The 15,669-nt window shown below is 66.4% G+C and carries 10 protein-coding genes and 1 riboswitch; of the genes, 4 read left to right on the forward strand and 6 right to left on the reverse strand.

Annotated elements, in window-relative coordinates; genetic code table 11:
* Window positions 1-66 precede the first annotated feature (66 nt).
* The 6 genes from MJ606_RS07520 to metE form a co-directional block, all read right to left on the reverse strand.
* Entirely contained in the window at window positions 67-885 is an 819-nt protein-coding gene (locus tag MJ606_RS07520) for a heme ABC transporter ATP-binding protein (RefSeq protein WP_243048868.1), read from the reverse strand.
* Complete coding sequence (locus MJ606_RS07525) at window positions 882-1,943, reverse strand: iron ABC transporter permease (RefSeq protein WP_243048869.1); 1,062 nt, start codon at window positions 1,941-1,943, stop codon at window positions 882-884. The genes MJ606_RS07520 and MJ606_RS07525 overlap by 4 nt, the downstream gene beginning before the upstream one ends.
* Window positions 1,940-2,797 (reverse strand): ABC transporter substrate-binding protein, encoded by an 858-nt coding sequence (locus MJ606_RS07530; RefSeq protein WP_243048870.1) that lies wholly within the window; start codon window positions 2,795-2,797, stop codon window positions 1,940-1,942. The genes MJ606_RS07525 and MJ606_RS07530 overlap by 4 nt, the downstream gene beginning before the upstream one ends.
* Window positions 2,790-3,878 carry a ChuX/HutX family heme-like substrate-binding protein gene (locus MJ606_RS07535; RefSeq protein ID WP_243048871.1) on the reverse strand — a complete coding sequence of 363 codons (1,089 nt, stop codon included), beginning with the start codon at window positions 3,876-3,878 and terminating at the stop codon, window positions 2,790-2,792. Before MJ606_RS07535 ends, MJ606_RS07530 begins: the two co-directional genes overlap by 8 nt.
* A gap of 13 nt (window positions 3,879-3,891) precedes the next feature.
* Window positions 3,892-6,201, reverse strand: coding sequence for a TonB-dependent hemoglobin/transferrin/lactoferrin family receptor (locus tag MJ606_RS07540; RefSeq protein WP_243048872.1), 2,310 nt, complete (start codon window positions 6,199-6,201; stop codon window positions 3,892-3,894).
* Between the two features lie 264 nt (window positions 6,202-6,465).
* Window positions 6,466-8,757 (reverse strand): 5-methyltetrahydropteroyltriglutamate--homocysteine S-methyltransferase, encoded by a 2,292-nt coding sequence (gene metE / locus MJ606_RS07545; RefSeq protein ID WP_243048873.1) that lies wholly within the window; start codon window positions 8,755-8,757, stop codon window positions 6,466-6,468.
* A gap of 208 nt (window positions 8,758-8,965) precedes the next feature.
* Window positions 8,966-9,200: riboswitch (cobalamin riboswitch) on the reverse strand.
* A 193-nt stretch (window positions 9,201-9,393) separates the two neighbouring features.
* Between metE and ahpC the strand changes: the two genes are divergently transcribed.
* The 4 genes from ahpC to MJ606_RS07565 all read left to right on the forward strand — a co-directional run bounded on the left by ahpC (window position 9,394) and on the right by MJ606_RS07565 (window position 15,609).
* Window positions 9,394-9,957 carry an alkyl hydroperoxide reductase subunit C gene (gene ahpC, locus MJ606_RS07550; RefSeq protein WP_243048874.1) on the forward strand — a complete coding sequence of 188 codons (564 nt, stop codon included), beginning with the start codon at window positions 9,394-9,396 and terminating at the stop codon, window positions 9,955-9,957.
* Between the two features lie 190 nt (window positions 9,958-10,147).
* The gene (ahpF, locus tag MJ606_RS07555) at window positions 10,148-11,737 is read left to right on the forward strand and encodes an alkyl hydroperoxide reductase subunit F (RefSeq protein WP_243048875.1); all 1,590 of its coding nucleotides are present in this window, start codon (window positions 10,148-10,150) and stop codon (window positions 11,735-11,737) included.
* A 128-nt stretch (window positions 11,738-11,865) separates the two neighbouring features.
* Window positions 11,866-12,330 carry a nuclear transport factor 2 family protein gene (locus MJ606_RS07560; RefSeq protein WP_243048876.1) on the forward strand — a complete coding sequence of 155 codons (465 nt, stop codon included), beginning with the start codon at window positions 11,866-11,868 and terminating at the stop codon, window positions 12,328-12,330.
* Window positions 12,331-12,603: 273 nt separating this feature from the next.
* Window positions 12,604-15,609, forward strand: coding sequence for a TonB-dependent receptor plug domain-containing protein (locus MJ606_RS07565; protein ID WP_243048877.1), 3,006 nt, complete (start codon window positions 12,604-12,606; stop codon window positions 15,607-15,609).
* The last annotated feature ends 60 nt before the right edge of the window (window positions 15,610-15,669 follow it).

The raw sequence follows: 15,669 nt of genomic DNA on the forward strand, positions 1-15,669 counted from the left end.
CGGGTGGCTTCGCCCGGGATTATGGTGACAGCCCGCGCCCTTAACAACGCCCGAGGCGTTGCGCATTCAACCCGGATGGATCAGCCAGCGGCCATCCACCGTCGCCGTGCGGCACAGCGCCATGCCGTAGACGCGCGAGAGCACGCTGGTATCGAGTGCATGGGTGGGCTGGCCATGACAAACCAGGCGCCCCTGTGCGAGCAAGGCCACGTCATCGGCATAGCGGGCGGCGAGATTCAGGTCGTGCAGCACCACGATGACCCCATAACCCTGCCCGGCCATGCCCTTCGCGTGACGCAACATCTCGTGCTGATGAGCGACATCCAGGCCGGCCTCCGGTTCGTCCAGCAACAGCCAGCCCGGCCCGGGGCCGCATTCCCACACCTGCGCCAGCACGCGGGCCAGTTGCACGCGCTGCTGCTCGCCGCCCGACAACTCCAGGTAATTGCGGCCAGCCAGGTGATGGACGTGGGCCGCATGCAGGGCGGCCTCCACGATGCGCCGATCCGGGTCCCGTGGCGTCCCGCCGTGCGGGCTTCGCCCCAGCATCACCACTTCTTCCACGCGGAACGCAAAGCCCAACCGGACCTTTTGCGACAGCATCGCGCGCCGGCGTGCCAGCTCGTGCGCGGGCCAGTCGGCCAGCGGCTTGCCATCCAGCCTCACCTCGCCCAGCGAAGGGCGGCACAGGCCCGCCATCACGCTGAGCAGGCTGCTCTTGCCGGCGCCGTTGGGGCCGATCAAGGCCAGCAGGCGTCCCGGGCGGGCGGCCAGGTTCACCGCCTGCAACACACGCCTGCCGCCATAGCTGAGGTGCACGTCCCGCGCTTCGAGCGCAAACGCGTGGGCGCTCGGCGGCGACAGCCAATCCAAGGCCAGATTCATGGTGACACCTCCGCAAGTCGCAGCCGCAACAGCAGCCACAGGAAGAACGGGCCGCCGAGCAAGGCGGTGATGATGCCGATCGGCAGTTCGGTGGGCGCCACCACCACGCGCGCCACGGCGTCGGCGCCGATCAACAGCGAGGCACCCGCCAAGGCGGATGCCGGCAGCAACAGTCGATGGTCGGGGCCCCAGATCATGCGCAGCACATGCGGCACCAGCAGGCCGACGAAACCGATCACGCCGCACATCGCCACCGCGGCGCTGGTCGCCAGCGCCACCAGCGCAATCAGTTGTCGTCGCAGCCGGATGGGATCAAAGCCCAGCAGCGCCGCTTCGCGCTCACCGAGCAGCAGCGCATTCAACGCCCGCGCGTGACGCGGCAACAGCAATAGCGGCGCCAGCATCAACGGGGCGACGGCGGCGAGCCGGGTCCAGTCGCTGCCACCGAGGCTGCCCAGCGTCCAGAAGCTGAGGTCACGCAGCTGGTGCTCGTTGGCCACGCAGGTGAGCAGGCCCACGCCCGCCATGGCGACCGCATTGATGGCGACGCCGGCCAGCAGCAAGGTGGCCACGCCGGGGCGCCGATGACCGCACAGGTACACCAGCAAAGTGGCCAGCAAGCCGCCCGCAAACGACGCCCCGGCAATGCCGAACGAACCCCATATTCCGGGCACGCTGGCCAACAGGCCGCTGCCGAGCACGATCATGCCGATTGCCCCCAGCGCCGCGCCCGCCGAAACGCCCACCAGCCCCGGCTCCACCAGCGGGTTGCGAAACAGCCCCTGCATGGTGGCGCCACTGCAGGCGAGCGACGCGCCCACCAGGGTGGCCATCAGCACGCGCGGCAGGCGCAACATCAACACCACCGCGTCATCGCCTTGCGCTGGCCGGCCCGCCAGCCAGCGCAGCAAGGCACCTACTACGTCCCCCGCACCCAGGTGCATGGCGCCGCTGGCCATGCCGATAACGGCCATCGCCAGCAGCAACAGGGTCAAACCGCCCAGGGCCAGGGAGCGACCGGCCATCACGCGAGGTTGCGGCAACGCCACGCTGCTCATGGCTGCGCGGCGGCCAGCGTGCGCTGCAACTCGCGCTCGTGCTCGGCGTTGCGCGGGCCAAAACCGAGCAAGGCCTGGCCGTCGACAAACTCGATGCGCCGCGCACGTCCCGCCGGGGTCAGCGCCACGCCGGGCAACTTGAGCACGCCATCGACGCCACCGAGTGCCTCGGAACGCTCGCGCATCAGCACGATCACCTCCGGCGCCAACGCCGCCAGCGATTCGGGCGACACCGCCTTGTAGCCGCTGAAGTCCGCCGCCGCATTCGCACCACCCGCCAAGGCGATGGCGCTGTCGGCGGCGGTATCCCGCCCGGCCGCCATGGGGCTGCCGGAACCGGCCGACAGCAGGAACACCACGCGCGGATGACGCGGCATCGCCGCCACCGTCTTGGCCAGGGCCGCGTAGTCATCGTCGAGATGGCGCGCCAGCGCATTCGCGGCCGTCTCGCGACCCAACAGCTGGCCGACCTGCCGCACCTTGGCCACCACCGCGGCCGGCGTATGCGTGGTGGGCATGGTTTCGACGCGCACGCCGGCCGCGCGCAGTTGCGCGATCACCGACGGCGGCCCCGCATCGCGGGTGGCCAGGATCAACTGCGGCCGCAAGGCCAGCACGCCTTCGGCCGCGAGCTGGCGCACATAGCCGACATCCGGCAGTTGCCGGGCCGCCGCCGGCCACAGGCTGGTGCTGTCCACGCCGACCAGGTCCTGTTGCGCATCCAGCGCATAGACGATTTCGGTGATGTCGCCACCGAGCGCCACCACGCGCGGTGGCGGCGCCTCCGCGGCAACACTGATGGAAGCCAGCGCGACCATCGCGCCGGCCAGCCAACGTCGTGCCGGCCTATGCATGATGCACCTCCGCATCCGGCAGGCCATCGGCGAGCGCGCGCCAGGCCTCCAGTTCGGGGATGCCGGGCTTGCGCTTGCCGAACACCTGGGCGATCTGTCGTCCGCCCGCGTCATACAGCTCCAGCGAGGTGACATGACCCTCGGGCGATGGCTTGCGCACGACCCAGCTGGTGGCGACGTGGTCCTCGCGCAGATGCAGGTTGAAATCCTCGTCGAGCACGTTGAGCCACGGCCCCATCACCTTGATGTGCCGGACCGGGCCGGTGTGGATCTGCACCACGCCCGCCGAACCCACGAAGACCATGATCGGCAAGCCGCTCTGCGCCGCCGATTCCAGCACCGTGCGCATGGCGCTGTTCGGCACCGGTCGAGCGAACTCGCGGCCCGCCAGACGCAAAGCCTGCGTGCGGGTGACCTGGTGTTTTTTCAGCATGGCGAAGAAATCGTGGGGGTCGCGCAGATGGCGCCATCGATCGCGCAGCGCGGCCACATCCACGGCCTCGTCGCCCAGCTGCAACGGCAATGGATCGGCCACCGCCTGGATGGCCAGCAGCGGCGACTGCACCGCCGCAGCGAAGCGCCCCACCAGCCCCGACCAGGCATCGTGGTGGCTGCGCTCGGTGAGATAGACCTTGTGCACGGCGCAACCGTCACCGTCGAAGAACTGCAGGCTCTGCAGCCAGCGCCCGCGCGATTCCTCGCGCACCGCAAAGCCGAACACCCAATGCTTGAGGAACAGGCGCAGGTCGATCGCATCGTTGAGCACCAGGCCCATCGCGCCAGCGATCTCGATGTGCGCGAAGCTGCCTTTCTTTTCGTGCACGCAACTGTCGTTGCGCGTGAGCACCATGACATGTCCCAGCTCGGGCAGCGCCTGGATCAGCGCGGGCCAGGGGCCGTCGAGCCGGGTCACGCCATCGCCGCAGCGGCTGGCCACCAGTTCGCCTTCGCTTACGCCAAGCCGCTCGGCCAGGTCACGCGCGCGCAAGGCGGGCTCGTCCTCGCGCAGGCGTCGCCAGGCTTCCAGCAATTCGGGCAAGGACTGGGCAGGTGCGGATACGGTCGGGTTGTCGTTCAACATGAGGGCGCTCCCTTCAGAAGGCGATCTTGGCGGCGACACTGAAGGTGCGGCCGGGCATGGTGAGGCGATCGGCGGGAATGCCGCCGGTGCCGGCATCGTTGAGGCCATTGCCAGTGACCAGGTTGCCCAGCGCGCCACCGTTCAAGTTGCCCCAGTCCCAGTACTTGCGATCGGTGAGGTTGCTCACCCCCGCATACAGTTCGAGGTTGTCGATGGGCGTGTAGTGCGCGTAGAGATCCAGCGTGCCGTAGCCGGCCGGGCGGAATGCGGTGGGATCGCTCAACTGGGTGTGCCGACGCACGGCGGTACCGATCAACTCGGCGCCCCAGTTCGTGGCGTCGTAGCCCACGCCGAGCACCAGCTTGGCCGGGTCCACCGTGTTGAGCGGGCTGTAGCCGCTATCGCCCGGCTGGATCAGCCGCCCGGTGGTCACCGCCGCACTGCCCTTCAACGACCAACCATCCAGCGCGTCGCTGAAACGCCCCAGCCGCAGCGCACCGCTGGCTTCGGCGCCCTTGATATAGGCCTTGGGCGCATTCACCGCCTGGTAGAACAGGTTCATGCCCGGCATCACCTGCACCCAACTGGGCACCTGCGAGGGACTCAGCGCATAACCCGACCAGATGAAATCGCGATAACGGTTGTAGTAGGTGGCCACATTGAACCAACCCGCGTCGCCCTTGCCGCGCAGGCCCAGCTCGATGCCGCGACTGGTTTCCGCCTTCAGCTTGTCGTTGGGCAGGAAGGCGATGTTGAAACCGGGGATCGGCTGCTCGTTCCAGGCGCCGGCAATCTCGCTGTACAGCGGCGGCCGGAAACCCTGCGTGTAATCGATGTACGCGCTCAGGGTCTGGTTGAAATGCCACAGCACGCCGAGCTTGGGCGAGGCGTGGGTCTTCTCGTAGTTCTCGCGCACATAGCCCGGGTTGTAGGCGGCATAGAGCGCGTCCTGCTGCGGTTTGTACTCGTAGCGATCCACGCGCACGCCGGGCGTGATGGCGAGACGTCCATCCAGCAGGCCGATCTCGTCCTGGCCGAAGGCCGAATAGCGGTCGGTGGTGCTGTCGGGAATCAGGTGCAACGGGTAGTTGCCGGGCAGGAACGCCTTGTTGCTGCCGGTGGCGCCCGTACGCTTGCTGATGCCATAGCCGCCGGCATAGGACTGCGCATCGGTGCGCGACAGCTCCACGCCGTAGCTGATGGCCTGGGTGACGTCGCTGCCCTCGCCCAGCTGCTTCACCGCGACCAGCTTGCCGCCGGCGACCTTCTCCTGCAGCGGCAGGCTTTCGAAAAAGCGCGCCACCGTGGCGGTTTCGGTCTGCGTGTTGGTGCGCGTGCGGCTCTTCTGCCAGTACGCGTTCCAGTCCAGCGTATCGGCCAGCACGCCGTTGAGCTGCGGGAACCACTGGCCCACGCTGGCCCGCACGCGCATGTCCTCGTCCTGCGACTCGTAGTAATGGACGCTGGGCGAGAGATTGGAAAGCGAGTCGGTGCGCGTGCGCGTCTGCGAACCGTCCACCGTCACGCGATCGACGCGGCCGCTGTCGGCGGTATGCACGTACTTGCCGAGGAAGCTGTCCAGCCCATAGGTGAGCGGGTCGGGCCGCGTGCGCGTGGCGCCGGTGCCGCCGACATCGCCTTCGTTGCCGGTTTCATGCCCTTCGCGATGATTGAACACGAACAGCACGCCGTTGCGCGCATCGCCGCCGGCCATGGTGGCGGTGGATGAAAGGCTGCGATCGCTGCCGTCGTATTGCTGCTTGAACGACACGTAGCGGTCGCGGCCGTCGCGCAGGTAGTCCGTGGGATCCTTGGTGGTCAGGCTCACCACGCCGCCCAGCGCGTCGGAGGGATACAGCACCGAGGCCGGGCCGCGCTGGATCTCCACCTGCTTGATGTCGTCCAGGTCGATGAAATTGCGCCCCGCGCGGAAACTGCCGCCGGCGACATCGGCGCCGAACGAGGCGGGCATCGACACGCCATCGATCTCGATGCGCGTACGGTTGCCGGACAGGCCGCGGATATTGAAGCTGTCCAGCCCGAAGCGGCCGGCGGTGCCGATCACCGACACGCCCGGCTCGTACTGCACCAGGTCGCGGATATTGAGCACCAGATGACGATCCATCTGCACCCGATCGATCACCGACACGGTGCCGGGCGTGTTCAGCTGTACGGTGGGCACCAGGGCGGTGACCTGCACGCGCGGCAGGTCGGTCGCGTTATCGGCGGCAAGCGGGGCGGCCGCTTCGGCGGCCAGGACAGGCAGGGTCAGCAGCGCGCCGATCACGGCGGCCAACGGGGTCAATCGCAACATGCGCAACATGGGAAACCATTCCTTTGCCAAGCGTGGGATCACGCGGCTGGCTGGCAAAGGGGGGCGTTACTGCATGCCCGAGCTGGCGGCCGATGTGGAGATGATGGCGGCCGCATACCTCCCCGGCCGTCAACTAAATGCGAATGTATCTCATTTGTTTTTGCGAAGTCCATAGCCGTGCCGCCGAAAACCTGCGGCGCGGTGCGCGTCCGAGCGGACATGTCGCGCGCCAGCCATCGCTCCACCGACGGCCGGCGCGCGTCACGCCACGCATCATGCGGTGACAGTCGCCTCGTAGCGCAGGATGCGTGCGGCCTCCACCATCGCCTGCAAGGCCGCGTGCGTCTCCGGCCAGCCGCGCGTCTTCAAGCCGCAATCCGGATTCACCCACAGCTGCTCGGGCTTGAGCACTGCCCTCGCCTTGCGCAGCAACGCCACCATTTCGCCGACGTCAGGCACGCGCGGCGAATGGATATCGTAGACGCCCGGGCCGATCTGGTTCGGGTAATGGAACTTTACGAACGCATCGAGCAGTTCCATGCGCGAGCGCGAGGTTTCGATGGAGATCACGTCGGCGTCCATCGCCACCACCGCATCGATGATGTCGTTGAATTCCGAATAGCACATATGGGTGTGGATCTGGGTATCGTCCGCCACGCCCGCGGAGGTGATGCGGAAGCACTCCACCGCCCAGTCGAGATAGGCGCGCCAGTCCTGGCGCCGCAGCGGCAAGCCCTCGCGCAGCGCCGGCTCGTCGATCTGGATCACGCCGATACCGGCGGCCTCCAGATCCAGCACTTCGTCGCGCAAGGCCAAGGCGATCTGGCGGCACGTCACCGAGCGCGGCTGGTCATCGCGGACGAACGACCACTGCAACACCGTCACCGGCCCGGTCAGCATGCCCTTCATGGGACGCTCGGTAAGCGACTGGGCGTACTGCGACCAGCGCACCGTCATCGGCGCCGGGCGCTGGACATCGCCATAGATGATGGGCGGCTTGACGCAACGCGAGCCGTAGCTTTGCACCCAGCCGTGCCGGGTGAAGGCGAAGCCGTCGAGCTGCTCGCCGAAGTACTCCACCATGTCGTTGCGCTCGAATTCGCCGTGCACCAGCACATCGATGCCCAGCGCTTCCTGGAAGCGCACGCAGCGTTCGGTTTCGGCGGCGATGAAGGCGTCGTAGCCCTCGACGGGAAGCTTGCCCGACTTGTGGCGCGCACGCGCCTCGCGCACGTCGCGGGTCTGCGGGAACGAGCCGATGGTGGTGGTGGGAAACAAAGGCAGCTTCAAGCGCGCCTGCTGCGCCCGCTGTCGTGCCGGGTACCCGGAGTGGCGCCGCACCGCGCTGCCGTCGATGGCCGCGACACGTGCGGCGACCTCGGCGCGATGCACCTTGCCCGAGGCACGCCGCGCCTCGATGACTTCGCGTGCCCGGTCCAGTTCGGTATAGGCCGGCATCAATCCCTTCAACGCGTGGGACAATAGGCGCAGCTCTTCCAGCTTCTGCCGCGCAAACGCCAGCCAGCTGCGCAGATCCGACGGCAATGCCGTTTCCAGCGCAGCATCGACGGGCACGTGCAGCAATGAACAGGATGGCGCCAGTTGCATGCGCCGGTTGCCGATGCGGTCCTGCACGCGGCGCGCCAGGGCCATGGCGCGGTCGAGATCGGTGCGCCAGATATTGCGCCCGTCCACCAGGCCCAGCGACAGCACCCGCTCGGGCGGCAGCGCGTCGAGCACGGCGTCGAGCTGGCCGGGCGCACGCACCAGGTCGATGTGCAAACCATCGACGGGAAGCGTGTTCACCAGGGCCAGGTTGTCACCCGTCGCACCGAAGTACGTGGTGAGCAACAGCCTGGGCCGCCCGGCGGCGGCGAAGGCGGCATAGGCCTTGCGATAGGCATCGTGGTCATCGCCATCCTGGTCGAGCACCAGGCACGGTTCGTCGATCTGCACCCACTCGGCGCCGGCCTGCTTCAGCTTGCCGAGCAGCTCGACATAGACGGGAAGCAGGCGATCGAGCAGCGCGAGCCGATCGCTGCCATCCACGGTCTTGGACAGCAGCAGGAAGCTCACCGGCCCCAGCAGTACCGGCCGGGCCTGCAACCCCAGCGCCTTCGCTTCAAGGAATTCCGCGACCGGCTTGTCGCCACGCAGGCGGAACACCTGCCCCTGCGTCAGCTCCGGCACGAGGTAGTGATAGTTGGTGTCGAACCACTTGGTCATCTCCAGCGCCTGCAGGTCGAAGCCATCGCGCTGGGTGCCGCGCGCAAGCGCGAAATAACCGGCCAGCGCGTCGGCATCGGCCAGGACGCGATAGCGATCCGGAATGGCGTCGAACAGGAAAGCGGTGTCGAGCACATGGTCGTACAGCGAGAAGTCGTTGCACGGCACCACCTCGGCGCCGGCCTCGCGCTGCAGGCGCCAGTGACGCTCACGCAGGTGCCGCGCGGTGTCCTGCAGTTGCTGTGGCGAAACCTCGCCACGCCAGAAGGCTTCCAGGGCCTGCTTGAGTTCGCGCTTGGCCCCCATGCGGGGGAAGCCCAGGTTGGTAACGGTAGTCATGAATGCAATTCCTCGATTCGTGATGAATGAGGAACGAAGGAACCGCGCACGGCCGGGGCATGCCTGCCACCTGCCGCCACGCCAGCGACCTTCGCCCCCGCGGGCGAACCGGAACTGCCACGGGGACGCGCACGGAGCCGCGCGTCACGGCCGATGCGCGACGCGAGTTCCAGCCGCTTCCCCGCGGAAGCGCCAGGTCAGGCAGGGCATGGATCGCCCTGGCCGGGGCAGGTCTTCGGGCTCGTGGACATGAGATGCCACTGGCACCTCGCCTACTGTTCGCCGCTTCCCGGCCGTTCGGGCCAGTGCTGATGACGAAGGTCGTTTCCACACACCGCTGCGGGGCAGCGCCGGAATAGGCCCAGAGGGCCGCACCGGCTTCCCTTTTAAATCCATCCCTTTATCGAGATAAAGAGATGGATACCGTCGGCGGCACGAGTTTGCCGCTCCACGGTGACCGCCGTCAAGCAATGGTCGTGTGGGCGGTTTACGCTTCAGGAAGGCCGGCCCCGGGCGCCGCTGGCCACCTATTGATAGTCAAAGCCAATGATGTTCATGCTAACAATCAATTGGCCCTATCGCGATGGAAGCTTTACTCTTTGCTCTCCACCAACCACAACAGACGGAAACCTATCGATGTCGCTGATCAATACCCAAATCAAGCCGTTCAAGGCGCAGGCCTTCAAGGAAGGCCAGTTTGTCGAAGTGACCGACGCCACGCTGAAGGGCAAGTGGTCCGTGGTGGTGTTCTACCCCGCCGACTTCACCTTCGTGTGCCCGACCGAACTGGAAGACCTGGCTGACCATTACGCCGAATTCCAGAAGCTGGGCGTGGAGATCTACTCGGTCTCGACCGACACCCATTTCGCCCACAAGGCGTGGCACGACACCTCGGACGCGATCAAGAAGGTGAACTACACCATGATCGGCGACCCGACCGGCGCCATCACCCGCAACTTCGACGTGATGATCGAGGAAGAAGGCCTGGCCCTGCGCGGCACCTTCCTGATCAACCCGGAAGGCCAGATCAAGCTGTGCGAAATCCACGACAACGGCATCGGCCGCGACGCGTCGGAACTGCTGCGCAAGGTCAAGGCCGCCCAGTACGTTGCCTCCCACCCGGGTGAAGTGTGCCCGGCCAAGTGGAAGGAAGGCGACCAGACCCTGAAGCCGTCGCTGCACCTGGTCGGCAAGATCTAAGCGTGGCCCGGGTCGTCATCCCGGTGACGACCCGCCCGCTCGCTGTCCAAGCAACGCCGCGGCTCGCTGCATCGAGCCGCCCCGGACCCGGCGCGCCGCCGGGTCCGCTCCCCGAATCCCGAGGGTCATCCCCGTGCGGCCTGGCTGCGCGCCGGTGACGCTCACCCCGAAGAAACTGATGGAGCCGCTCATGTTGGATGCCGATCTGAAAACCCAGTTGCAGGCCTACCTCGAAAAGGTCGTCCACCCGATCGAACTGGTGGCGTCCCTCGACCAGGGCGAGAAGTCGCAGGAGCTAAAGAGCCTGCTGCAAGACATCGTTGCGCTGTCCGACAAGATTTCGCTGAACCTCGACGGCCAGGATGCGCGCAAGCCCTCCTTCGCGATCAACCGCCTGGGCACGGACATCGGCGTGCGCTTCGCCGGCATCCCCATGGGCCACGAGTTCACCTCGCTGGTGCTGGCCCTGCTGCAGGTGGGCGGCCACCCGCCCAAGGTCACGCAGGAAGTGATCGAGCAGGTGCGCAGCCTCGATGGCGACTTCCGCTTCGAGACCTTCATGTCGCTCTCCTGCCACAGCTGCCCGGACACCGTGCAGGCGCTGAACCTGATGAGCGTGCTCAATCCCAACATCAAGCACGTGGCGATCGACGGCGCGCTGTTCCAGGACGAAGTGAACGCGCGCCAGATCATGTCGGTGCCCACCGTATTCCTCAACGGCGAGCTGTTCGACACCGGCCGCATGACCATCGAGCAGATCGCCGCGCGCCTGGACAACAACGCCGCCGGGCGTGCCGCCGAGCAGATCCGCGGCAAGGCGCCATTCGACGTGTTGGTGGTGGGTGGTGGCCCGGCGGGCGCCGCGGCCGCCATCTATGCCGCCCGCAAGGGCATCCGCACCGGCGTGGCGGCCGAGCGTTTCGGCGGCCAGGTGCTCGACACCATGGCCATCGAGAACTTCATCTCGGTGCCGTACACCGAGGGCCCGAAGCTGGCCGCGGCGCTGGAGCAGCACGTGCACGAATACGACGTGGACGTGATGAACCTGCAGCGCGCCGAGCAGCTGATCCCCGCCGATCGCGAAGGCGGCCTGCACGAGGTACGCCTGGCCAACGGTGCATCGCTCAAGGCGAAAACGGTGATCCTTTCCACCGGCGCCCGCTGGCGCAACATGAACGTGCCGGGCGAACAGGAATACCGCAACAAGGGCGTGACCTACTGTCCGCACTGCGATGGCCCGCTGTTCAAGGGCAAGCGCGTGGCGGTGATCGGCGGCGGCAACTCCGGCGTGGAAGCGGCCATTGATCTGGCCGGCATCGTGGGCCACGTCACCCTGCTCGAATTCGACGGCAAGCTGCGCGCCGACGAAGTACTGCAGCGCAAGCTGCGCAGCCTGCCGAACGTCGAGGTGATCGTCAGTGCGCAGACCACCGAAGTGGCCGGCGACGGCCAGAAGGTGACTGGGTTGCACTACACCGACCGCAGCAGCGGCGAAAGCCGCCAGGTGCCGCTGGAAGGCGTGTTCGTGCAGATCGGCCTGCTGCCGAACACCGACTGGCTCAAGGGCACGCTGAAGCTGTCGCCGCGTGGCGAGATCGAAGTGGATGTGCGCGGCGAGACCTCGATTCCCGGCGTGTTCGCAGCCGGCGACGTCACCACCGTGCCGTACAAGCAGATCGTGATTGCCATGGGCGAAGGTTCCAAGGCCTCGCTCAGCGCCTTCGACTACCTGATCCGCCTGCCGGTGGTGTCCGAAGCGCACGAAGAGGCGGTGGCCTGATCGCATCAGGCCACCGAGTGAGGGTGCGGGCAAAGCGAGGCGCAAGCCGCACCCTCACTTCCTCTGCATGGGATGAAGGCTAAGCTGCGCTCGCGCGCCCTTGGGGGCGGATGCTGAGAGATCGCGCCATGCCACGCCCGCCACTGCCACCCTTCACGCTGGAAACCGCCACGCAAAAAGTGCGACTGGCGGAAGACGCCTGGAACACGCGCAATCCCGCGCTGGTCGCCCAGGCCTATACCGCCGACAGCCATTGGCGCAATCGCGCCCAGTTCCTGCAGGGACGTGAAGCGATCGAGGCATTCCTCACGCTGAAATGGCAGCGCGAGCTGGACTATCGCCTGATCAAGGAACTGTGGGCTTTCCGCGATGCCCGGATCGCCGTGCGCTTCGCCTACGAGTGGCATGACGACAGCGGCCAGTGGTTCCGCAGCTATGGCAATGAGAACTGGGAATTCGATGCATCCGGGCTGATGAGCCGGCGCATCGCCAGCATCAACGACGCCCCCATCGCAACATCCGAGCGCCGGTATCACTGGCCCGCGGGCCGTCGCCCCGACGACCATCCATCGCTGTCCGATTTGGGCTTCTAGACGTCCACGACTTGGCGCACTTGCCCGCGCCGGCTGGCCCGGCGCGCTCATAACCGCACGTTCTAGCGATATGCGAAACCTTCATTTCGCGAAACCGAACTTTCCGCAAAGACTAGCGCCAACCCTGCCATGACAGGGAACTGGGTACCGGAGTGTCCGGCCCAGGCCCAGGGGTTCACCACCGAATGGGATGAAGTATCACCGCGGACCCCTCCCGCGGCGCGCATGGATGCGCAACTCCCCCTGCTACCCGCGCATGTCGAGAACCGAGATTTGAACAAGCCCATTGCATTGCCCGCCCAGGCCATCGCCCTGGCGATCGCCGCTTCGCTGAGCGTTGCCGCCACGCCCGCCTTCGCCCAGTCCACCACCGGCAGCATCTTCGGCCAGGTCACGGCCAGCACCGGCGACACCGTGCAGATCAAGAGCAATACGGGCATCGCCCGAACCGTGGCGATCGACAAGAGCGGCCGCTACGTCGCCGCCGAGCTGCCGCTGGGCACCTATACCGTGTCGCTGCTGCGCGGCGGCCAGGTGGTCGACTCGCGCAACGACGTCAGCCTGCGCGTGGGCTCGGGTACCGAAGTATCCTTCGAAGCCGCTGGCGCCAGGAACCTTGGCGCGGTGAACGTGTCGGCCAACACCACGCCACCCATCGACGTCACCAGCGTGGACTCGCGTACCGTGATCACCGCCGCAGAGCTCGCGCAATTGCCGCTGGGCCGCTCGGCCGAGGCCATCGCGCAGCTTGCGCCGGGCGTGGTCGGCAACAGCGGCGGCTATGTGGGGCCCACCGGGCAATCCCTGGTGAGTTTCGGCGGTTCGGCAGCCAGCGAGAATGCGTATTATCTCAACGGCTTCAACACCACCGATCCGCAGCGCGGCCTGGGCGGCATCACGCTGCCTTATGGCGCCATCGAGCAGCAGGAGATCTATACCGGCGGCTACAGCGCGCAATACGGCCGCTCGGACGGCGGCGTGATCAACATGGTGGGCAAGCGCGGCACCAATGACTGGCACTTCGGCGCGCAGGTGCTGTGGGAGCCGGCATTCGCCCAGGCCGATGGCACCAATACGTATTACACCAACGGCCTGCCCGCCTCGCCCGTCGCCGGCAACCTGTACGACCCCAACAGCAGGAACCGCCAGTGGACCACGACCTACGACGCCTACCTGGGCGGCCCGCTGATCAAGGACAAGCTGTTCCTGTTCCTCGCCGCTGAGGCTTCCACGCAGAACGGCACGACGGTCAACAACGTGGCCGATGCCAAGCCGTACGTGAGTTACCACTACACCTTGCCCAAGTGGTACGCCAAGCTCGACTGGAACATCACCGACAGCAATATCCTCGAGCTGACTGGCGCTTCCAACAAGCAGGAAACCTCCGGCTCGGTCTACAGCTACGACTACACCACGCTGTCGCGCGGCAATTTCATCAACTACGACGACAACACCAAGACCGGCGGCGATGTCTACAGCGCCAAGTTCACCAGCTATATCACCGACAGCCTGACCCTGACGGCCCTCTACGGCAAGATGAAGTCGGTCAACTACGACGTGCCGGGCAACTACGACGGCAGCCTCACCTATCTGGCCCATACGCAGAACCAGAACCCGGCGCTCAATGGCGGCAGCCCGATCGGCAACAACCAGGTCACCGAGTCGCTGTACAACCCGAACCGCCACGACACCAGCAACAACCTGCGCATCGACCTGTCCTACCAGCTCGGGCCGCACACCATCTCGCTGGGTGTCGACAACCAGAACTCGCGCGCCATCGACCAGGGCAGCGAAACCTCCGGGCCGGGCTACTACTGGGACTACGGCCGCACGACCACGCCGAATGTCGCGCTGATACCGAACCTCGGCGTCGGTGCGCCGGCGAACTATCCCGGTGGTGCGACGGGCTACTACGCCATCCAGACCATCGACAGCTCCATCGCCAGCGTGCGCTCGGCCCAGCGCGCCCAATACATCGAGGACAAGTGGCAGCTCACCGATCGCTGGCTGCTCTCGCTGGGCCTGCGCAACGACCAGTTCACCGACTACAACGCCGACGGCCAGGCCTATATCCGCCAGCGCAGCGCGCAATGGGCGCCGCGCCTGGGCTTCAGCTGGGACGTCAATGGCGATGCCAGCTTCAAGGTATACGGCAATGCGGGCCGCTACTACCTGGGCCTGCCGCTGAACCCCGCGCTGAATGCGGCGGGTGCTTATGTGGCCACCCAGCAGTATTTCACCTATAGCGGCATCGCCCCCGACGGCACCCCGACCGGGCTGGTGCCGTTCTCCAGCGCGGTGTCGCCCAACAATACCTATGGCGTGCTGCCCGACCCGAAGACGGTGACGGCGCAGAACATCAAGCCGGAATACCAGGACGAGTTCATCCTGGGCCTCACCAAGGCCATCGACGACCACTGGGTGTACGGCGCCAAGCTCACCCAGCGCATCCTGCGCAACGGTATCGATGACTACTGCGATGTTCCCGCCATCGAGAACAAAGCCGCCTCGCTGGGCTATGACGTCAGCGCCACCAACAGCTGCTACCTGATCAACCCGGGCCGCGCCAACACGTTTACCGTGGTCGACACCAGCGGCGCCTACCAAAGCGTGACGTTGAGCAATGCGGAAATGGGCTTCCCGCCGCTCAAGCGCCAGTACTACGCACTGGAAACCTTCCTGGAGCATCCGTTCGACGGCCGCTGGTACGGCAAGATCGACTATGTGTTCTCGCGCAGCTATGGCGACACGGAGGGCCAGCTTCGCTCGGACATCCGGCAGACCGCTGCCTCCACCAGCATCGACTGGGATTTCCCGGAACTGATGTCCTCCAGCAACGGCGCGCAGAGCAACGACCACACGCACCAGATCAAGCTGTTCGGCTACTACCAGATCACCCCGGAATGGCAGGTGTCGGGCAACCTGTCGCTCGTCTCCGGCAATCCGCGCAACTGCCTGGGCTTCTACGGCCCCAGCCAGACCGACCCGGACGGCTACGGCAGCTACTACCACTGGTGCGGCGGCCAGCCCTCGCCTCCGGGCACCTATCGCCTGCCGTGGAACAAGCAGCTGGACGTGGGCGCCACCTATCGACCGGCATTCGCCGCCGGCAAGCTGGGCTTCTCGCTCAATGTCTTCAACCTGTTCAATTCGCAGACCATTCTCAATGCGTACCCGTACTTCCAGATCTCGCCGGGCACGCCCGACCCTCTCTTCGGATCAGCGGTAGTACGCCAGCAGCCGCGCTACGTCCGCCTGAGCGCCACGTACGACTACTGACCACGGTGGATTAACATCGTCACGGACGGATGGATGGACGTCCATCCGTCCGCAGCCTAT

The sequence above is a fragment of the Dyella sp. RRB7 genome (assembly GCF_022761115.1).
Lineage (GTDB): Bacteria > Pseudomonadota > Gammaproteobacteria > Xanthomonadales > Rhodanobacteraceae > Dyella.